The following is a 22,538-nucleotide window of genomic DNA, read 5'->3' as shown; positions in this document are numbered from 1 at the left end:
AACAAATTTTAGGGTATGAAACGACTATTTCGCATCCTGCAACGCATAAATCCAAGTCCGAAATAGTGAAATCGCACCTTGAAATGATGATTAATGCCATCTCGGGCTACATCTCTGTGATGCCCCTGCCATTCCCCGTGGCCATATATATAATAATGTGCATCCCCACCGCATCCCCACTACATTCGTCGGTCGGCGCCCTGTCTGTGCTGCTTGTCCCAATTATTCCTCTTCTTCCACCAATTATCGTCCTTTTCCCGCCAATTATCACTCCGATTTTAACGATTATTCCCCATTTCCTGTTACAATTCAAAAAAATATTAAATATTAATAGAAGAAATGACATATTTATAAGTTGTTATCAAATTTTAATGCTTACATTTGCGAGTGAAATGGTGTTGACGGGCCCGAGCAGCCCCCGAGACACACCAAAACACAGAAAAAAGTGAGTGAAAGCCAGTGGTCAAATACATCTGGTGCTTGCATAGCGTCAACCGTATCTTGTAAAACTTGGTTAGTTACGAAACTTATATTATTTATTACCTTTTAAATCATAGTTTATGGATGAGAAACTGAAAAAGACTTCATTCAGTGCTTTGAACATTTCGAAGCAGTGGGCATATTTGTTCGCTGCCTCTATGTTGACCCTTGCTCCGCTGTCAGCGTCAGCAAGCGAAAGCAACAACCTGAATGCAAGCAAGTCTCTTGCCGTACAGCAAGACAAGAAAACAGTCAGTGGTACCGTGGTTGATGCCAACGGTGAACCCATCATCGGTGCTACCGTTAAGGAGGTAGGTACGCAGAACGCTACCATTACCGACGTCAACGGTACCTTCAAACTCAACGTGAAGCCGGGCGCAATGCTCACGGTGTCAAGCGTAGGTTTCAAGGAGCAGACCGTAAAGGCCAGTGACAAAGTAGATGTAACCCTGAAAGAGGACGCAGAAGTACTCGAGCAGGTAGTAGTCGTAGGTTACGGTACAGCCAAGCGTAAGGACGTGTCTGGCGCCATCACCAGCGTGAAGTTTGATGACGGCAAGCTGACCAACCTGCCTAACCCTAACGCCCTGTCTGCCCTGTCAAGCCAGGTAGCCGGTCTGCACTACTCTCCTACGAGCAGTGCTGCTGGTGACAACTCTTCTACCATGACTCTGCGTGGTAAGAACGTTATCCCAGAGAGTCCTGCTGCTGCTAAGCAGGCTAACAATGCTCCTCTGCTCATCGTCGATGGCGTTATCTCTTATGGCGGTATCAGCGAAATCAATACCAATGACATCGCTACCATCGACGTGTTGAAGGACGCTTCTGCAGCCGCTATCTACGGTTCGCGTGCTGCCAACGGTGTGATCATCATCACCACCAAGCGTGGCGAGAGCGCCAAGCCTACAGTACGTTTCAACTCTTCTTGGAGCTTCTCTGACTGGAGCCGTAAGCCAGAGTTTGTTAACAACACCGAGCGCTTCTTGATGAACCGTTTCTATGCCAAGCAGGCTGCTGGTGACACGCGTTTCCCCGCAGATGCTACATGGTCTATGGATTTCTTCAAGCAAAACAAGGAAGCCTTCTTCGTTACCACAACTGAAGAGCAGGCTTACGATGCCGGCATGTGGACCAACTGGCTCGACGAAGTTACCCGCACTGGTGTAGGCCAGCAGTACGACCTGAGTGTTGCCGGTGGCAGCAAGGGCGTCAAGTACTACCTCTCTGGCGACTACACTCGCCGTCAGGGTGTACAGCGTGGTGATGACTACGAGAAGTACAACGTAATGTCTAAGATTGACATCGACGTTACCGACTGGTTGAAGGTTGGTTTGAAGGCCAACTACCTCGGCTGGCGTCAGTGGGGTGTAACCGCTACTCTCGGTAACGCCGAGTGGTATTCTCCTTTCTCATTCAAGACTGTTCAGCCTGTTAGAGATGCTGATGGCAATATCGTTGAGAGCTCACTCAAGTATACCTCTTGGTACAACTCTCACCCCGATGGCAATACCCTCAGCCCTCTGTGGGGTTCAGGCGTTAGCGGTGGTGTAGCCGACTCTTATCTCTATGGTGTCAACGACAGAAACGGTAACAACGTCAATGGCGTGTTGACCGCACAGGTTGACTTCCCATTCCTTAAGGGTCTGTCTTATCGCTTCACCTTGAACGCTCAGCGCAACTCAAGCTACCAGGATACATTCAACCGTCCCGAGATGTGGGTAGACACCCGCAATACCGGTCAGATGGACGACCCAACTAAGTTCAACAACAAGGTTGAGGGTATCTCTACAGCTTCTGTTTCTTCATACTGGAATACCGACAATATCTTGACCTATGGTACAGATATCGACAAGCACCACGTTGACGCAATGGTAGGTTACACTCGTGAGTCTTACGACAACAACTACCGTTACCTCAGCTTCAAGGACTTCACCGGTTCTACCTCTCTGGGTTACTACGGTGCTTCTGCTGCCAACACTCAGAATGTAAGACGCGAGCGCACTCGTACCCAGTCTGCTGCTTACCTGGCTCGTTTCAACTACAACTTCGACAGCAAGTACTACGTAACCTTCAACTACCGTCGTGACGGTTTCTCTGCTTTCGCCGAAGGCAAGAAGTGGGGTAACTTCTACGGTGTGTCTGGTGCATGGGTATTCAGCAAGGAAAACTTCATCAAGGACAACCTCACTTGGCTCGACTATGCCAAGCTGCGTCTCTCTTGGGGTCAGAACGGTAGCCGTTCGGTTAGCGCTTACGCCACCAACTCTACTATCTCTACCACCAAGACATGGCTTGACAACCAGTCTACTCTCGGTTACCTTGCCAGCACTCTGGGTAACAAGGATCTGACATGGGCTACCATTACCAAGTACAACCTCGGTTTGGACTTCAGCGTGCTCAACAGCCGACTCGATGGTACTATCGATATCTATAGCGGCCGCACCACCAACATGCTGATGCAGCGCTCTGTACCTTATCCTTCTGGTTTCAACACTGCTTACGCTAACGTAGGTAAGGTGAGCAACAAGGGTATTGAGGTAACTCTGCACTCTGTCAACATCAATGGCGACGGTAAGGACAATGTACGTTGGGAGTCTAACCTCGTATTCGACCTGAACCGCAACAAGGTTATGGAGCTCTACGGCAAGAACTATAAGGGTGTAGAGGCCGACGATGTGGCCAACTTCCACACCTATGGTCCTCAGTCTTACTATGCTCTGATGGTAGGTAGCTCTATCACCGCTGCTTACGACCTGAAGAAGCTCGGTATCTTCCAGAGCCAGGAAGAGATTGACAACTATACATGGAAGAACCCCGAGACTGGCGCCGTTAGCAAGATTCAGCCCGATGCCAAGCCCGGTGACGTGAAGTTCATGGACTGGAACAACGATGGTAAGATTTCTGCTGAAGACCGCCACTGCATTGGTGACCAGGATCCTCTGTTCACTCTGAACTTTGGCAACACCATCAGCTATAAGAACTTCTCTCTGTACTTCAACTTCCGTTGGATGCCAGGTAGCGACAGCCACTTCCTCGGTTACGACCCATTCGCTTGGGGGCCCAATGGTGGCAGCGGCAACCAGCTTGACCGCGTAAACCCATGGCGTGCCGACAACAAGAACAACGACTATCCTCGCTATGGATGGAGCAACCAGTTTGACTACCTCTGGTGGAACAGCCGCGGCTTCCTCAAGCTCAAGGACCTCGTGTTCTCTTACAACTTCGACCGCAACCTCATTGCACCTCTCGGCCTCACCGGTCTCCGTGCATACGTATCAGGTACCGACCTCTTCACCATCACCAACTGGTCTGGTCTCGATCCTGAAACTGGTGGTACTATCGCTGCCGGCGCTGCTTCTACCAAGTATGCAAGCAATGGCGCTTACCGCACCATCACCTTCGGTCTTAACGTGACATTCTAACACATCTAAAAGACAACAGCTATGAAATTAACAAAACAGATATTGGGCATCGTCGCACTTGGTGCGATGGCCCTTACCCAGACAGCCTGCCAGAGCGACTCTGACTTCTTGAAGGAGCACTCTTACAAGCAAGACGACTCGGGTATGTTCAATACTGAAAACGAGGTGGCTATGGCTATCAACTCCTGCTATAAGGAGGTCAACTACCTGGTTCTCGGTCAGACCCACGGTTATCACTCTTATATGCTTACGGGTGTAGGTCTGGATACATACACAGAGAACAACAACAACGACTGCTTCTCTAACTGGACTAAGCTTAACTCTGCCAACGGTTACAGCCGTCACTGGTACAATGAGTTGTACTACCTCGTAAACTACGCCAACACAGCCATCTACGCCATCGAGACCAAGGATATCAAGTATACTACTGCAGAGAAGAAGAACGAGCTCCTGGGCGAGGCACGCTTTATGCGTGGTTGGGCATTCCGCATGCTCGCCGGTATGTTTGGTAATGTGCCTTACCTCGACAAGCCTACCAAGAAGATTGAGATGGGTTACCAGCCCAACACCCGTCAGGAAGTATGGGAGAAGTGCTACGATGACTTCAAGTTTGCTGCTGAGAATATGTCTAAGACAGAGCGTAAGCAGGGATGTGTAACCCGTGCTGCTGCCGACCACATGCTCGCAGAAATCTGCTTGGCTCTCGGTAAGTTTGACGAGGCTATCCAGGCTACCAGCCGCGTAATCGGCGGTCAGGACGGTGACTATCACCTGATGACTACTCGTTTCGGTACTGAGGCCAGCCGTGCTACCGACCGCTACGGTCACTCTCTCGCTGCCGACAAGGGTGGTGCTTATTGGGACCTCTTCGCTACACCCGGCAACGGTTCAGGCAATACCAACCAGGACTACGGTGTAACTGGTAACAAGGAGGCTCTTTGGACCAGCCAGTTCTCTGTAGGTAACTACTCTAATGGTGGTAGCGGTGACGCTTGGTGGCGTATGCGCAACAACACCATGGAAGGCGACTTCATGAGCAACAAGGTTCGTAACTGCGGTACCAACCGTACCGATAATGGTGTGAAGTTCTACCTCTTCGGTGACGACGCTATGTGCTATCCCGCAGGTGTTCAGGGCGGTTCAAGCAGCCTCGGTGTTTCTACCTCTGCTATTGCTGCCGGCCGTTATCAGGCTAACAACACTCGCGACTCTATCGGTGGTGGTTATGCTTACGGTAGCAACCGTAACTGGCCTTGCCGTTACATCTTTGACCCACTGGAGCCTGGTTACATCTGGGCTAAGGCTACCGACCCTGCACAGCCAGGTAAGGCAGACTTCCGTTGCTCTGAGACTATGATGCAGCGCGACTGGTACACTCCCGGTGGTACCAAGTGGAGCGTACAGTGGAAGTATGCTAAGGATCGCGAGAGGGCTCATCCCGGCAACTCAGCTTATGTTTTGAACGCCAGCGATACCCTCGATATCTTCCCACGTTTCTGGAAGTTCTCTCAGGAAAAGCATCCTAACGGTGACGTTAAGGAGTGTGAGTACGAGCCTTACCTGATCCGTATCGCTGAGACCTACCTGCTCCGTGCCGAGGCTTACCTCGCCAAGGGCGACAAGCAGAAGGCTGCCGACGATATCAACGTAATCCGCGACCGTGCCAACGCTCCCCGTTGCTCTGCCGCTGAGGTAGACATCGACTACATCCTCGACGAGCGCACCCGTGAGCTCTTCGGTGAGGAGCATCGTTGCATCACTCTCAACCGTCTGTCTGTTAACCCCAACTGCGGTAGCTACGTTACTTCTAAGTATCCTACACAGGATGAGAAGACCAGCAACACTCTGTATGAGCGTGTACGCAAGTATGGTATGAGCTGGAACAATGCTACTGACCAGGTTAATGCTGACTTCGGCCGTGAGAAGGTTATCTACACCAAGAACGATGGTGCTAAGAGTATCCGCTTCATCCCCAACATCAAGCCTTACAACTACCAGCAGCCTATCCCAGACGACGTTATCAAGTCTAACTCAGGTGCTGAGTATCCTCAGAACTACGGTTATTAATCCTTCTCGATTAATCTCAACTCTTAATACTGGAGTGGCGGCCCTCGGGTCGCCACTCTTTTTTATGGCTACATTCCTCAGTGCTCCTTCGCCGCTGCTATCTCTCTTGGTGATATCCCTTAGTGCTCCTTCGCCGCCCCTGCGCCATCTCCCAACGGTCGTCACCGTTTCGGCGAGCCTTCCTTTGCTCCTTTCGTCTCTATCCTATATTGCCCTCACCATCCCCTATAGTTATAATAAGGTGTAGTGGATGGTTGCGCATAGTGCAATTGTCATTCGCGCTATCCCCTATAGTTATAATAAGGTGTAAAGGGCAACTCCACATGTCGCTTTGGTTATCCCTGTCGTTGTTTCGGTGGTTTTGCTGACCATCGGTGTTGTTCCGACTCTTTTCTCTGTCATTCTGTCGCTAAGCGACATAGTTTTCTTGCAAGTTGTCGGTGATGAATAAACTTGCGCAATTTTTGCGCAAATTATTAATGATTGTCAATACGGTCATCTCCTTGCCTGCTTCTGTGATAACGACCTGTGAACCAGTGGTTTCTACCACTTTTGTTCTCGTTCTGACCATCGCGGTTGTCATCCTGACATGGTAAAGACGCGTAATTGTCATAAAAAAAAATAAAAAAACGCTTGCGTTGTTAAATATTATTGTTAATTTTGGTGCCGATATGAGTGCGATGCTTAACCTCATCGTGCTAACTGACCACCTAATGAAAGTGCCCATGAACTGAACTAAGACAACGATGCCCCCCAATCTTTCGGCTGTTACAGCAACAGTCGGCATAACCCAAATCGAAAACATAAAAAACAATTCTAATCACCTAATTTAATTCCTTATGGATGAGAAACAGAAAAAGAGCGTGTTCGCTGCTTTGAAGACCTCAAAGCAATGGACCTACCTGCTCGCTGCTTCCATGCTTACGCTTGTGCCCATCTCGGCATCGGCTACAGCTTCCGGCAGTGAGAACGAAAACACAGTGCAGGCCGTACAACAGGCCAAGAAAACCGTTACCGGTCTGGTGAAGGATGCCCACGGCGAGCCCGTCATCGGCGCCACTGTGGCTGAAGTTGGCAATGCCACCAATGCCACCATCACCGACGCCAACGGTAACTACCGCCTCCAGATCAAGCTTGGTTCGCGCATCAGCGTAAGCTCCATCGGCTATCAGCAGCAGACTCTCGCTGCCAAAGGCAATGTAGTCAACGTCACTCTGGAAGAAGACCAGGCCATCCTCGACGAAGTTGTCGTTGTGGCATACGGTACCCAGAAGAAGAAAGACCTTACCGGTTCGATGACCGCCGTCAAGGCCGAGAACATCGCCGTGCAGAACACCACCACCGTGAGCCGTGCGCTCGAGGGTGCCGCCCCTGGTATCCGCGTGTCTTCGGTCGACGGACAGCCAGGTTATGATATGGCTGTGCGCATCCGTGGTGTAAGCTCCACCAACGGCGCCTCTGCCGCCGCCCTTATCGTCATCGACGGTGTGGCCCAGCAGACCAACTCTACCTATGAGAACCCCCTCTCTCAGCTTGACCCCAACGATATCGCCTCTGTCTCCATCCTCAAGGACGCCGCCTCTACCGCCCTCTACGGTTCGCGTGGTGCCAACGGCGTGGTGCTCATCACCACCAAGAAGGGTCAGAGCGGCAAGGCCAAAATCTCCTTTGAGAGCCGTTGGGGCTGGAACTCTATCGGAGACTACAATGTCAACTCTATAGACAACGCCGCCCAGTACTACGAGTACGTATGGAAGAGTATCTACAACTCCTACCGCTACGGTGTCAATGGCACCGGTCTTCCCGGCGTAGATGCCAGCGGCCGATACTACACCAACGTGGGCAACCCCAACCACTCTGACGCCGAGGCCCGCCTCTTCGCCAGCCAGCACCTCTTCGACTACAACAACAGCGAGACCGCTTTCCAGAAGAACCTGCTCAAGAACAACATGGCTTACAACGTGCCCGGTGCCATCTATACCAACACCGGCTCAGGCAGCAACTCCAGCTCTACCATGACCGGAGCCTACCTTATCGACCCCGAGACCGGCCGTCTGAACCCCCTGGCCCGCCAGCTCTACAGCGGCGACGCCTCTGACCTGCTCTTCAGCAACGCTTTCCGCCAGGAGTACAACCTCTCTGCCAGCGGTGGTAGCGACAAGGCCCACTACTACTTCTCTCTCGGCTATCAGGACGACCCCTCATTCCTGCTCAGCAGTGAGTTCCGTCGTTACAGCGGCCGTGCCAATATGGATGCCCAGGTGCTGAAGTGGTTGAAAGTAGGCGCCAACATCGGTTACTCCAACACCAAGACCCGCGCACAGGCAGGTAAGTGGGGCTCTCGCCAGATTGGTGGTGCCTCCGGTAACGCCATGCTCCATGTCAAGGGTTGGGCGCCCATCTACCCCGTCTATCAGATGAACGAAGACGGCACCGTGGCTACCGACGACAAGGGCAACATCCTCAATGTCTACAACAAGTCTTGGTCGCCTCTCGGCGAGAACCATGTAGCCGACCGCAACTTCGGCAGCGACTATATGTATATCACCCGCACCAACATGGAGCGTCAGGATATCATCAACTGGACCAGCCGCTTCTTTGCCCAGATAGACTTCCTCGACCACTTCAACTTCACAATCAACTTCAACATGGACGAGCAGCACTGGCGACGTACTTCCTATATGAACAGTATCGCCGGACGTGCCAGCGGTCAGGGCAGCTTCGGTCTCAAGACCTACACCCGCCGCATCATCAACACCCAGCAGCTGCTCTCTTACGACCAGGACTTCGGCAAGCACCATGTTGACGCTCTGGTAGGTCACGAGTATGAAGACCTCGACCGCAAGGATGTCAACTTCGGTACTTCCTACGAGCTTCTGCCCGGTTATATCATCCCTGGCAACTTCGTAGGCCACTACACCAACTACGGTGGTGAGAACACCGCTACTCCGAGCTGGGGTCTCAATACCTACCGCACCGAGTCTTACCTGGGTCGCGCCAACTACAACTACGCCGAGCGCTACTATGCATCAGCCTCTCTGCGTCGCGATGCCTCTTCCAAGTTTACCAAGGACAACCGCTGGGGTACCTTCTGGTCTCTGGGCGCCGGCTGGCGCTTCTCCGAGGAGCCCTTCTTGAAGAGCGCCAAGTCCTGGCTCGACAATGCCAAGCTGCGTCTGAGCTATGGTGTCACCGGTAACTCCAACGGACTCACCAGCTATTACCTCAACCAGACCTACGGCTACGGCGTATCAGCCTGGCAGGAGGGTGCTACAGGTACAGGCGTGCCCAAGGTGACCACCATCACCGGCGGTAACCTCGTACGTACCGACCTCACCTGGGAGGTTATCCACCAGTTCGACCTCGGTCTCGACTTCTCTGTACTGGGAAGCCGCCTCACCGGTGCCATCGACTACTACAACAACCTCACCTCCAATGCGCTCTACAACCAGATGGTTTCGCCGCTCGCCAATATGGGCTCGACCACGCTGCAGAAGAATGCTGCCAAAATACGCAACACCGGTATCGAAATCGAGCTCGACGCCGACATCATCCGTACCAAGGACTGGACCTGGAGCGTAGGCGTCAACGCCACCCACTATACCACCAAGCTCGTCAAGGTGCCTGCCGACCAGATACCCAACTGGGACAACACCATGGACGTGCCCAAGGGCACATGGGTCGTACAGACCGAGGATATGGCTCAGGCCGGAACAGCCAGCCATGCCGGACGTGGCGACTTCTACCTCCGTGGCGAGGGCAAGGACCTCTTCAATCTCTATATGTACAAGTATGCCGGCGTAGACCAGGCTTCGGGTCTGCCTATGTACTGGCACCGCGTGACCTATGCTGACACCCATCCCGATGCCAACGGCGCTTATGCCAACGGTGGCCGCTATGCCGAGTACAAGCAGGGCGATAACGTGAAGACTACCGTGGCAGCCGACGCTTCAGAGTACGAGTGCGGCAGCGCCATCCCCGATGTCATGGGCGGTATCACCACCAATCTGCGCTGGAAAGACTTCGACCTCGGTATCGTAGCTGCTTACCAGCTCGGTGGCAAGTTCTTCTCTATGGAGTATGCCCAGCACCTCTTCCGCGGTTCTACCCTCGGTGGCTCCAATATCCCTGTTTCCAAGGATGTCGTAGGCGCTACCTGGACTCCCGACAACACCGGCGCCAAGTATCCTATGCAGTGGTTCAACAGCTCTGGCGGCGACTACTATCTCGATGGTGTCCTCCTCCCCGGCAGCCACAAGTACACCGACATGGCACTCTTCAGCGCCTCTTACTTCCGTCTGAAGAACATCACTCTGGGCTACACCGTACCCAAGAATCTGCTTCGCAAGATAGGTATCAGCAAGCTGCGCGCCTTTGTATCTGCCGACAACCTGCTCATCTTCTCTGCCCAGAAGGGTGTAGACCCCTCTATGTCGGCTATCGGTGGCAAGGAGGTCGATACATACATCTATCCTCAGATGCAGACCATAACTCTGGGTCTTAACCTCGAATTCTAAATCACTGACCATTATATATACAGAAGATATGAAACGAATATATAAGAATATAGTTGCCGCAGCCCTGCTCGTAGCGGGAGTCTCGGCATGTAGCAGCCGCCTGGATGTCAATAACCCCAACTACTTCACCAAGGACGACATCGACAACATCCTCCAGGGTGATGACGAAGAGAAGAAGGACAAGGTGGTGGCAGGACTCGTATCGGTTCTTCCCGGCTACATCAATATCTACAATGCCGCGCTCAACGGCGGCTACTCCAACGGCTATGCCTACGAGTCCAACTTCGAGTTGCGCCGATTCATGCAGTCGGGCGATGTGGTCGAAGGCTCATCTGCCAACAAGGGTACCTACAACCAGTGGTACCAGAACAGCCCCAGCGTGACCTACTGGCAGACTAACGATGATATACAGAACTATGGCTACTACCTCGGCCCCGTCTACAAGATTACCAATGCCATCAAGGCCATGCAGTATCTCAGCGACGACAACGTCAAGGAAGACAAGAAGATGAAGGGCTATCAGGCCCAGGCCCTCACCATGAAGGCCATCGGCTACACCATGCTCATGGAGCGCTACACCGACCTCCAGGATGTTACCTCCGAGACCAAGCAGGGTTGGCCCATCTACAACGACTACGCCTACAACCCCGCCACCGAGCCCAAGTCGGTGGCTGAGACCTGGGCTACCATCAAGGAGTATTTTGACAAGGCTGTCAAGTCTTTCCATGAGTCCTCCATCGGTACCAAAGGCTATCTGAGCGGTCACACTTCCGATGTGGTCTACAGCATCAACTGCGCCGTGGCTCAGTACTACCGTTGCCGCGCCGCCATGGACCGCAAGGACTGGGCTACCGTCATCGATGGCGCTACCGAGCTGCTCTCTTACTATCCCAACTTCATCAAGGCCAGCGACTATGGTATGGACCAGTCTAAGCTCGCCTCTGTAGCTGCCCGCAACGACAACGGCTGGTGTGGCAAGGAGTATAACGCCGAGGAAAACGCCTTCTACAACTGGGAGAAGAACCCCGAGGGTATCTTTGGTAGTGCCCGCGGTTCGAGCAACATGTTCTGGACCAACGGCGGCTTCAACGCCCTCAAGCGCGGTCCTTCGGGTTACTATCAGGTCGATGCCGATATCTACAATGCCCTGTCAGACAATGACTGCCGCAAGGCTTGTATCCTCGCCGATGACTTTGAGAACTATCCCATCTACTCTTTTGAGAACAACGACTCTACCTGGTACAGCTATACCATGCCCAAGTACACCAGTCTGAAGTGGGCGGCATCGTCGTCTATCGGTCACAACGGTGAGATGCATGACAACAAGTACACCGTGTCAGACAATATCTATCTGCGCACCTCTGCCGTATGGCTCATGCTCGCCGAGGCTTATGCCCAGAGCGGCCAGGACGCCATGGCCAAGCAGACCCTCAACAAGCTGCTTGAGGCTCGCACCATCGAGGGCCGTCCCACGATGACCTGCGACAACACTATGGCTGGCATGAGTACCATGGATATGGTCAAGTTGCAGTGGCGCATCGAGATGTGGGGCGAGGGCGACTGGGCCTTCTACAACCAGAAGCGTTGGGGCACCCAGCACAAGCGTGGAGCTAACCACTGGAGCAACACTCAGATCAGTCACTTCACATGGGAGATTCCTCAGAAGGAGCGCATCGGCAATCCTTACTGGAAGTCACTCGACTAATCATCCCTTACGTAATCGCCGCAGAGGAGCGCAGGGCTCCGGTCCCCGTCTCCTCTGCGGATGATAAACCTAATGATAACTCAAAACAACGAACAAATCATGAAAAAAAGAATATTGACATACGCCTCCATGCTGGTAGCGCTGCTGGGTCTCGTGGCCTGTAGCGACAATGCCGAGGACGTAAGCGAATCTTCAGAGGCCAACGTGTCGATGAAGAACATCAGTGTCACTGCCCAAGTGCCTGGCGCCAATACCTACGGCGCACTCAAGGCGTTCAGCCTGAGCGACGTGCTCCACGTCACCTTCCAGAAGTCTGACGGCACCCAGACCGGCCGCACGCAGACCCTGCGCTGCGCCGAGTCGACCGGCTCTACCGCCACCTTCAGCGCCCAGCGCGTGGCTGTGCCCAACGACGCCGCCAACATGCTGCTCACCTGGGACAACCCCGCCTGCAAAATCAATTGGGACGGCAAGCCCGTAGTGGTCGAGGAGTTTGGTACCCAGGCAGGTACCGAGGAGTGGGTGCGCCAGCACTCGGTCATCAGCGCCACCACCGCCGTGGGCGAGAGCGCCAATGTGACCTTGGCTTACCAGACCGCAGTGGTCAAGATTGATGTGCAGTTCCCTACCGACGCCGATGAGCCTACTGTTGCCAACACCCGCCTTACCCTCTCAGGTCTCATCAACAAGCTCGTCATGGACAATGGCAAGGCCCTCACTGCCGGTGAAGGCGTGACAAGCACCACTGGCGATGTGGTAGTGGCTCCCGCCGTGATTGACGCCGCCGCCCGCAAGGTGACCGCCTACGCAGTGGTTTGGCCCCAGGCCAGCTACGACGGTGTGACTCTCGCTGCTACCATCGACAATGCCAACTTCTCTGGTGTCTTCCGTCTCGGTGCGGTGAAGCCCGGCGAGGACAACACTGTGGTCTCTAAGGTAGACTTCAACTCACGCGAGTACGACCTCTGGTACGACGATGCCGCCGCCACCATCGAGGATGTTACCGGCAACGTGGTAACGGCTCCCAAGTGGATGACCCTCAGCGGTGGTGTCATCACCATCGAGGCCAATACTACCGGCTCTATCCGTAAGGGTACCATGGTGCTCGACAACGGTCGCAAGTATATCGTCACCCAGATTGGCGTCAACGACTTCAGCGGTCAGTGGACGCTCTACTCCAAGCAGTTCAACGCCTCCAAGTCATGGGGTGGCTCCACCAGTACCAGCAAGATGCCCTGTACCTTCGGCAAGCCTCGCAAGGGCGAGACCCTCACTGGTCCCGACGGCAATACCTATACCAACAACTTCGGTATCAAGGGCCTCTACTTCGACTCAGTGCTCGACGGCACCATCGCCATCGACTACGAGAAGAAGACCGTGAAGGTAGGTATCATGTTTGACTGCCGCGAGGGTCAGCCCACCGGCAACGACAAGTACAAGTACTGCATGTATCTGCCCGAAGGTTCGGCAAACAACGGATGGGGTAACTACAACTTCCAGCCCAAGGACTTCTCGACCACCAAGTACGACTGGCTGTGGCTCACTCTCGGCTCTGACAACAAGTCGCTCAAGTACAAGTACTTCAAGGCTGGCCAGAAGATGGGTAACTATTATGTTTGCGGTATCTCTATCGTGGCCAGCTCTCAGGCTGCTGCCAGCTCGTTTACCGCCTCTTACGACAACATCTACCAGGCCAACTACAACACCAGCAACGACGAGGGTATGTACTTCCTCAAGAACTAAGGCTCTGCCGACAACCCTATAGCAATACACCGCTTCGTCCCGAGGGATGGAGCGGTGTATTTGTGTTATGGGGGTATGGGCAGCCGGCGCAGTAGAGGTGTGGTCGGTGGGTTGCTCGGTCATTCTCGGCAGCATAGAGGCTGCTCCGACCGTCGCAGAGGCTGTTTGGGCTGCCGCTGTGGGGCTCTTGGCTGGCTCGTGACTTATGATACGTGAGCTCGTATCGTAAGGCACGAGCTTACGTATCTTATGTTACGTGGGCTCGTGACTTCCGTTACGAGCCGGCGATGGTGGTCGGCACGGTGGCTGCAGCCCGCTCTGCGCCAGGGCTGATGGCCTTGCCGTCGCTGGGTTGGTGCTGCGCGTCGGTGGCAAGCCCCGCTGCGGGCAGTACAACAAGAGAGCCGCGGCTGTTGTCAGTCGCGGCTCTCAGGGTTATTGTAGCTTTCGCTGTATGTGATTACTTGTTGTCTTCTATCAGGTTCTCACCGGTCATGTCGGCAGGCTGCTCCAGTCCCATGATGTGGAGGATAGAGGGAGCCACGTCTGCCAGGCGTCCGTTCTTGACGGTGGCGCTGTTGTTGTCGGTGACGTAGATGAAGGGCACGTGGTTGAGCGAGTGTGCGGTGTTGGGCGTACCATCAGCGTTGATGGCGTTGTCGGCGTTGCCGTGGTCGGCTATGATGATGGCCTCGTAGTCGTTGGCCTTGGCAGCCTCGATGACGTCGCGCACGCAGCAGTCTACGGCATGCACAGCCTTGGCTATGGCGTTGTAGACACCGGTGTGGCCCACCATGTCGCCGTTGGCGAAGTTGACCACGATGAAATCATACTCCTGGGTGTTGATGGCACCCACCAGCTTGTCCTTCACCTCGTAGGCGCTCATCTCGGGCTTGAGGTCATAGGTAGCCACCTTGGGAGAGGGAACCAGTATGCGGTCTTCGCCCTCGTATGGAGCCTCGCGACCGCCGTTGAAGAAGAATGTCACGTGGGCATACTTCTCTGTCTCTGCGGTGTGCAGCTGGCGCTTGCCGTGCTTGCTGAGATACTCGCCGAGAGTGTCTTCCACGTTCTCCTTGGGGAAGAGTATGTTCACGCCCTTGAATTTGGCATCATAGGGAGTCATGCAGTAATACTGTAGACCCTTGATGGTGTGCATACCCTCTTCGGGCATATCCTGCTGGGTGAGCACCTGGGTGAGTTCCTTGGCGCGGTCGTTGCGGAAGTTGATGAAGATTACCACGTCGCCCTCCTCGATGGTACCGTTTACGGTCGAGTTGACGATAGGCTTTACAAACTCGTCGGTCACGCCGTCGGCGTAGCTCTCCTCCATGGCCTTAACCATGTCGGTGGCTTCCTTGCCCTTGCCCTCGACGAGCAGGTCGTAAGCCTCTTTCACGCGGTTCCATCGCTTGTCGCGGTCCATGGCGTAGAAGCGGCCGATGATGCTGGCGATGTGAGCGCCGTTGGCTGCGCAGGTGTCAGCAATCTGCTGGATAAATCCGGCTCCGCTCTTGGGGTCGGTGTCGCGACCGTCCATGAAGCAGTGTACGAAGGTCTTGTCCAGGCCATACTCCTTGGAGATTTCAATCAGCTTGAAGAGGTGGTCGAGTGAAGAGTGTACGCCGCCAGTTGAGGTCAGGCCCATCAGGTGGAGCTTCTTGCCGTTCTCCTTGGCATAGCTGTAGGCAGCCACGATGCCGGGGTTCTTCAGGATAGAGCCGTCCTTGCAGGCGCGGTTAATCTTGACCAGGTCCTGATAGACCACGCGGCCGGCGCCGATATTGAGGTGACCCACCTCTGAGTTGCCCATCTGTCCGTCGGGCAGACCCACATCCTCGCCCGAAGCAGCGAGCTCTGAGTGGGCGGAAATAGCGGTGAGATAATCCAAATAAGGTGTCGGGGTGTTGAAGATAACGTCTCCCTTACCATGCTGTCCGATTCCCCATCCATCGAGAATCATCAATAAAGCTTTCTTTGCCATAATTGTCTTAATATTTTGATATTCTTAACTTTCTGAGTGCAAAGTTACTGCAAACCGCAGACAACGCAAAGAAAATCTCTCAGTTTTTTATCTTTGCCCCGTAGCGCGGTGGAGGATGGGGCGGAAACCACCTCGCTGGCTCCGCCACCACCATGTGGTATTGCGGGAGTGGGGTAGGTGGCGTCCAGACCCGAGGCGGGTAACGCCTACGGCTAATCGCAACTCTTACAGAGTAGCAATATTAGTAGTACAGCTACCCAGGGTAGCGTGCTTCGCCCGCAACCCTGGGCTGGGAAAACGCAACTCTGTCAGAGTTGCCGCTGCTGATACGAGTGTATCTCCCACGTACTCATACCATGCTCAGGGGTGTACGTTCCGCCATTAGGAGGATGCAGTAAAACAACCTTGTCGGGTGCGCCACTACCATGCGTAATTGCGGGAGTGGAGTAGATGACGTCCAGACTCGCGGGGGGTAACGCCTACGGCTAATCGCAACTCTTACAGAGTAGCAATATTAGCAGTTCCGCTACCCAGGGTAGCGTGCTTCGCCCGCAACCCTGGGCTATGTAATCGCCACTCCATTACCTTTCCGCGCCGCACTGCGCCACGCCGGTGACCTTCGGTTCAGAGTTGCCGCTGCTGATACGAGTGTATCTCCCACGTACTCATACCATGCTCAGGGGTGTACGTTCCGCCATTAGGAGGATGCAGTAAAACCACCTTGTCGGGTGCGCCACCACCATGCGTAATTGCGGGAGTGGGGTAGGTGGCGTCCAGACTCGCGGCGGGTAACGCCTACGGCTAATCGCAACTCTTACAGAGTAGCAATATTAGTAGTACATCTACCCAGGGTAGCGTGCTTCGCCCGCAACCCTGGGCTGTGTAATCGCAACTCCATTACCTTTCCGCGCCGCGCCGCACTGCGCCGCGCCGGTGACCTCCGGTTCAGAGTTGCCGCTGCTGATACGAGTGTATCTCCCATGTACTCATACCATGCTCAGGGGTGTACGTTCCGCCATTAGGAGGATGCAGTAAAACAACCTTGTCGGGTGCGCCACTACCATGCGTAATTGCGGGAGTGGGGTAGGTGGCGTCCAGACTCGCGGCGGGTAACGCCTACGGCTAATCGCAACTCTTACAGAGTAGCAATATTAGTAGTACATTTACCCAGGGTAGCGTGCTTCGCCCGCAACCCTGGGCTGTGTAATCGCAACTCCATTACCTTTCCGCGCCGCACTGCGCCGCGCCGGTGACCTTCGGTTCAGAGTTGCCGTTGCTGATACGAGTGTACCTCCCACGTACTCATACCATGCTCAGGGGTGTATGTTCCGCCATTATATATATAATAAGGTGTGACGAACATGGTTGTCCAGACGATGGGATGCTCGTTGTTGGCGGCTCGTGTCTTCTCTCGATTGGCGCCATGGTAGTAGTTGGTATCCCGATGCGCAAATCAGATAATCGAAAGGTGGATGATAGCGCCCTATGGCGAACTCCCAACCCTGGGGGAACGGGCATAGAAAGAAGCAACGCTGTAAGTCTTGCGTTTAGCCAAGCGTTACTCGCAGATGCAGGTCACAACAGACCAACTATCTTTGACGCTAAAGCTAATCACAACACCTACAGCGTTGCTAATATAGGTCGGAAAAACCCCAAAACCCAATCGCGGCCACCATTCTAACTATCTAAGAAACAGCAAGAATGGACTCCCGCCCCCTGGGGAGGGTTGGGGAGGGGCTTCTATCCCTCCCTATCCCCTTATCACTTCACTCCCATCTCCTTGAGCAGGCGGTCGGCATGGCCCCAACGATCCATCATGTAGAGGACGAAGCGGATGTCGACGCCGATGCAACGGGCAAGGCGCTTGTCGAACCAGATGTCGCTGGAGAGCGAGTCCCAGTTGCCGTCGAAGGCAAGACCGATGAGGCGGCCCTTACCATCAAACATGGGAGAGCCCGAGTTGCCGCCAGTAATGTCGTTGTTGGTGAGGAAGCAGAGCTGCATCTTGCCCGTGGTCTTGTCGGTATAGTTGCCAAAGTCCTTGGCGCCGAGCAGTTGCTTCATCACAGGCTCTACCTGGTAGTCGATGGTGCCGCGGTCGCCAGCCTCCATCTTCTTGACGATGCTCTCTGCCTCGGTGTAGTAGCCCGAGGGCTTGCCGCCGAGCATGTAACCACCCACCTGGCCATAGCTGAGGCGCATGGTGAAGTTGGCGTCGGAGTAGTGGGGCAGTTCCTGCTCCATGCGCACCTTGGCGTCGCAGAGATACTGCTCCTGCAGGTCGATGGAGTCGGCATTTTGGAGGTACGACTTCAATATCTCGGTGCGGATGTCCATGAGCTGCTTGCCATACAGGTATCCGGGGTCTTTGAGGAGCTGCTTGCTGTTGAGCATAATCTTCTTGCCGCTCTTCATGAGGATGGTATTGTCCCACAGCCAGTCTACATACTTGCGCGTGTCGCCTCCGAAGCGGTCGGCGATGGTCTGGTAGAAGGCGGGCAGCTTGTCGGCAGCCACATACTTGCGGTAGTTGTCTATCAGCGTAGCCATCACGTCGCGGTCGAGTGCTTCATCCCACTCGGCGCTGTTGTCCTTGAATACATAGTACTGCTTCTTCTTGGCAGCGGTGGGGTTGACGGCGGTGGGGTTGCTGGCTATGCGCATGGCGCGGCTGTTGAGCTCGGTGGTGCGGCGGAAGGTCTCGCCCCAGACGGTGAGCATGCGTGCAGCGTCGAAACGCTGGGCGTAGAACTTGGCGAGCTTGTCCATGTCGAGCTTGCCTTTGAGGTATCCCGTCCACTTCTGGTAGTCGACAATGCGGTCTTCAAAGTCGGCTTTCTGGCGGATAATGCCCACAGAGTCGATGCACTTGTTCATGCCGAGAGAGTTCTTCCAGTAGTTGGAGCTCTGCGCGTACTTGGAGTCATACTTGATGCGCACGGCTTCGTCGGCGCGCATGTGGCGAATCATCACCTCCTGCTTCACACCACGTATCTGTGCGCGGGGAGCATTGTCGGCGTCGCGCATCTCACGTATACCGTATGAGGAGAGGTAGCGCTCGGTAGAGCCGGGGTATCCCACGGTCATGGCGAAGTCTCCCTCCTTGTAGCCGTCGAGCGAGACGGGTGCCCAGTGCTTGGGACGGTATGGCACGTTGTCCTTGGAGTAGTCAGCAGGGCCGTTGGTCTTCGGGTCGGCATAGATTCGGAACACTGAAAAGTCGCACGTCTGTCGTGGCCACATCCAGTTGTCGGTCTCACCGCCAAATTTACCCATCGATTTGGGGATAGTAAAGACGAGACGCAGGTCTCTGAACTCCTGGTAGGTAGTGGCATAATACTTGTTGCCCTCATAGAAAGGCTTGATCTCAAGCTCCAGGTTGGCATCCTTGGCGTGTACCTCCTTGAGCATCTCGTTCTCGACCTCGTCGAGCAACTTGGCCTGCTCCTTGGCGGTCATGGTGCGTATGCCCCGCTTCTCGAGCAGCGGGGTGATGTCGCGCTGGTCGACCATGAAGCGCACAAACATGCCCTTGTTGGGCAGCTCGTCGGCATAGGTCTTGGCGAAAAATCCGTTGAGCATGTAGTCGTGCTCCACGGTAGAGTGGCTGCGTATGGCCTCAAATCCACAGTGGTGGTTGGTGAACACCAGTCCGTCGGGCGAAACCACTACTCCCGAGCAGTAGCCCGAGAAGTTTACCACTGAGTTCTTGATGGCGTCGTCGCTCTGATACAGGCTGCTGTAGGGCAGAGCAAATCCGTAGCCCTTCATCTGCTCGTACACCGCGTTGGGCAGGTTGTAGAGCGTCCACATTCCCTCGTCGGCCTTGGCCGAGATGGTAGCCGCAAAGGCGGCTAAGATGACAAATAACTTTCTCATATTATCGTTTGTTAAAGTATTTACCGATTACGGGGAGCCCGCTGAGCGGGAAGTCTCTCTTCACGAGATAGGCCACAAAGACCAGGATGAGCAGGGTGTTGACAGCCAGCGACGCACCCATAGGCAGCAGCCTGTTGGCAGCAGTCATTCCGGCGGTGAGCACGGCGGTAAGAGCCACATAGACCATCATCTCCTTGACGGGATAGTCGATGGGATATTTCTTCTGACCCACAAAGTAGGACAGGAGCATCGCCGTGCCGTAGCCTGCCACTCCACCCCACGCACACGCCATGTAGCTGTAGCGCGGCACGAAGACCACGTTGACCACGACCAGCACCAGACAGCCCGCGCCCGAGAACCAGGCGCCATAGATGGTCTTGTCGATGAGCTTGTACCAGAAAGAGAGGTTGAAGTAGATGCCCATCATTATCTCGGCAGCCATCACGATAGGTACAACGCGCAGCCCCGGCCAGTAACTGCGGTCGCGGATGACGTAACGCAGAATGTCCATATATCCAATCACAGCCAAAAACGCCAACAGGGTGAAGATGACGAAGTACTTCATGGCTTTGGCGTAGGTGTCGCGGCTGTCGCGATCTTTGGCTTTGCCGAAAACAAACGGCTCGTAGGCATAGCGGAACGCCTGGGTAATCATGGCCATAATCATGGCTATCTTGGTGGCTGCACCATAGATGCCCAGCTGCGCCTTCTCGTCGGCGCCGGTATAGAGGTAGGGGAAAATAATCTTGTCGAGCGTCTGGTTGAGTATGCCGGCTATGCCCAGGATGAGCAGCGGCCATGCGTAGCGCATCATCTTGCCCCAAAGTGCGCGGTCAAAGCGGTAGCGGAAGCCCGTAAGCTCATGCCAGAAGCACACCACTACCACGGCGGTGCACACCAGGTTGATGTAGAAGACCATGCCCACATTGAGCGTGAACTTGTCGTCGTACAGCCCGAAGGGGTTGAGCCTCAGAGCTGGCAGCACGATGAGGTAGGTGAGGTTGAGGATAATGTTGAGGATGATGTTGACCAGCTGCAGGCAGGCAAACTTGATGGCGCGCTTCTGGTAGCGCAGGTAGGCGAACGGGATGCACTTGAAGGCGTCGATGGCGACACACACAAACATCACCGCCACCCAGTCGGGGTGGTCAGGGTATTTCATGAATCCCGCTATCTGGGGCAGCAGCGCAAAGACGGCGATGACAAACAGCAGCGACGATACTCCCACCGATACCAGCACGGTGGAATAGACCCGCATGGGGTCGTCCTCGGTCTTGTTGATAAACCGGAAGAAGGTGGTCTCCATGCCGTAGGTGAGTATCACCATCAGCAGCGCCGTGTAGGCATAGATGTTGGTCACCACGCCATACTCGCCACCGCCCGCGGCAAAGGCTGCCGTCTGGATGGGTACCAGGAGATAATTGATGAAACGTCCGGCGATGCTGCTGATACCATAGATGGCAGTATCTTTGACCAGACTCGTTAAATTAGCCATTTCTGTAGAGTTTTAGAAGAATAAATAAGCGATGCCGATGGCGGCGATGACTCCGGCGAAGTCGGCCAGCAGTCCGCATGGCACGGCATGACGCATATTGCGGATGCCCACGCTGCCGAAGTAGACGGCGAGGATGTAGAAGGTGGTGTCGGTCGAGCCCTGGAAGATGCAGCTCAGTCTGCCCACAAACGAGTCGGCGCCGTAGGTGGTCATGGCGTCGACCATCATACCTCGGGCTCCCGAGCCGGAAAGCGGCTTCATCAGCGCAGTAGGCAGCGCGCCCACAAAGTCGCTGTTGCCGCCCAGGGCCTTGACCAGAGTTGCCACGCCGTTGATGAGCATGTCCATGGCGCCCGACGCGCGAAACAGGCCGATGGCCACGAGTATCGCCACGAGATAGGGTATGATGCGCACGGCGGTGGTAAAACCTTCCTTGGCACCCTCGACAAACGCATCATAGACATTGATGTGGTGCTTCATGCCTGCCAGCACAAATGCCACAATGATAGTCATCAGCAGGATATTGGCCACCGATGTGCTCACAATGTTCATCTGGTCCTTGTCCAACTGGCCGAAGCCCCAGATGATGGCACCCACCACCAGAGCCATGCCGCCCAGGGTGAGGAGCATGGTGCGGTTGAGCAGGTTGATGCGCTGGTATATCGAGGTAATGATTATGCCCGCCACGGTCGAGAAGAAGGTGGCAAGCAGTATGGGGATAAACACATCTGTGGGCTGGGCGGCTCCCAACTGCGCCCTATACACCATGATGGATATGGGGATGAGCGTGAGGCCCGACGTGTTGAGTACCAGGAACATAATCATGGGGTTGGTGGCAGTCTCCTTGTTGGGGTTGAGCGTCTGCAGCTGTTCCATCGCCTTCAGCCCGAGCGGCGTGGCGGCATTGTCGAGTCCCAACATATTGGCGGCGATGTTCATGAATATCGCGCCGGTCACAGGGTGACCCTTGGGAATGTCGGGGAAAAGCTGGGTGAACACCGGAGACAACGCCCTGGCCAGCACGTTGACCACCCCGCCGCGCTCGCCTATCTTCATGATGCCCAACCAGAGCGAGAGCACGCCCGTGAGGCCCAGTGAGATTTCAAAGGCGGTCTTGGACGAGGCGAAGGTTGAGTCTATGAGCGCCGGAAATACCGTGACATCGCCCAGGAAGATGAGCTTGGCCAGGGCGATGACAAAGGCGATGATGATGAAGCCTATCCAGATATAGTTGAGTACCATTGCG

11 protein-coding genes are annotated in these 22,538 nt (G+C 54.7%); 6 read left to right on the top strand and 5 right to left on the bottom strand.

Translation table 11 applies throughout. From position 1 onward, the window contains the following. Positions 1–106 precede the first annotated feature (106 nt). Complete coding sequence (locus CIK92_RS13260) at positions 107–346, bottom strand: hypothetical protein (RefSeq protein WP_144289292.1); 240 nt, start codon at positions 344–346, stop codon at positions 107–109. 292 nt (positions 347–638) lie between these two features. Between CIK92_RS13260 and CIK92_RS01560 the strand changes: the two genes are divergently transcribed. From CIK92_RS01560 to CIK92_RS14175, 6 genes are all read left to right on the top strand, one after another. Then, complete coding sequence (locus tag CIK92_RS01560; RefSeq protein WP_094387314.1) at positions 639–3,902, top strand: TonB-dependent receptor; 3,264 nt, start codon at positions 639–641, stop codon at positions 3,900–3,902. Positions 3,903–3,923: 21 nt separating this feature from the next. Beyond that, positions 3,924–5,969: a RagB/SusD family nutrient uptake outer membrane protein gene (locus CIK92_RS01555; RefSeq protein WP_094387930.1), complete on the top strand. Its 2,046-nt coding sequence runs from the start codon at positions 3,924–3,926 to the stop codon at positions 5,967–5,969. Between the two features lie 839 nt (positions 5,970–6,808). After that, positions 6,809–10,486, top strand: a complete 3,678-nt coding sequence (locus CIK92_RS01545) for a TonB-dependent receptor (protein ID WP_094387928.1) — start codon at positions 6,809–6,811, stop codon at positions 10,484–10,486. A gap of 28 nt (positions 10,487–10,514) precedes the next feature. Next, entirely contained in the window at positions 10,515–12,191 is a 1,677-nt protein-coding gene (locus CIK92_RS01540; RefSeq protein ID WP_094387927.1) for a RagB/SusD family nutrient uptake outer membrane protein, read from the top strand. A 99-nt stretch (positions 12,192–12,290) separates the two neighbouring features. Next, complete coding sequence (locus tag CIK92_RS01535) at positions 12,291–13,934, top strand: fimbrillin family protein (protein WP_144007727.1); 1,644 nt, start codon at positions 12,291–12,293, stop codon at positions 13,932–13,934. Between the two features lie 67 nt (positions 13,935–14,001). Continuing rightward, positions 14,002–14,136 carry a hypothetical protein gene (locus CIK92_RS14175; RefSeq protein WP_256387324.1) on the top strand — a complete coding sequence of 45 codons (135 nt, stop codon included), beginning with the start codon at positions 14,002–14,004 and terminating at the stop codon, positions 14,134–14,136. Positions 14,137–14,394: 258 nt separating this feature from the next. Here CIK92_RS14175 and gpmI read toward each other — a convergent pair whose 3' ends face one another. The 4 genes from gpmI to CIK92_RS01515 form a co-directional block, all read right to left on the bottom strand. Next, complete coding sequence (gpmI, locus tag CIK92_RS01530) at positions 14,395–15,918, bottom strand: 2,3-bisphosphoglycerate-independent phosphoglycerate mutase (RefSeq protein ID WP_094387925.1); 1,524 nt, start codon at positions 15,916–15,918, stop codon at positions 14,395–14,397. Between the two features lie 1,761 nt (positions 15,919–17,679). Next, a complete protein-coding gene (locus tag CIK92_RS01525) occupies positions 17,680–19,797 on the bottom strand; it encodes a S46 family peptidase (RefSeq protein ID WP_094387924.1) in 2,118 nt (705 codons plus the stop codon). A 1-nt stretch (position 19,798) separates the two neighbouring features. After that, entirely contained in the window at positions 19,799–21,292 is a 1,494-nt protein-coding gene (locus CIK92_RS01520; protein WP_094387923.1) for a lipopolysaccharide biosynthesis protein, read from the bottom strand. Positions 21,293–21,304: 12 nt separating this feature from the next. Then, the gene (locus CIK92_RS01515) at positions 21,305–22,534 is read right to left on the bottom strand and encodes a nucleoside recognition domain-containing protein (RefSeq protein WP_094387922.1); all 1,230 of its coding nucleotides are present in this window, start codon (positions 22,532–22,534) and stop codon (positions 21,305–21,307) included. Positions 22,535–22,538: the final 4 nt, after the last annotated feature.

The sequence above is a fragment of the Prevotella sp. P4-67 genome (assembly GCF_002251325.1).
In the GTDB taxonomy this organism is placed as follows: Bacteria; Bacteroidota; Bacteroidia; order Bacteroidales; family Bacteroidaceae; genus Prevotella.
The sequence above is the reverse complement of the archived record's forward strand: the minus strand, read 5'-3'. Positions and strand labels throughout refer to the sequence as shown.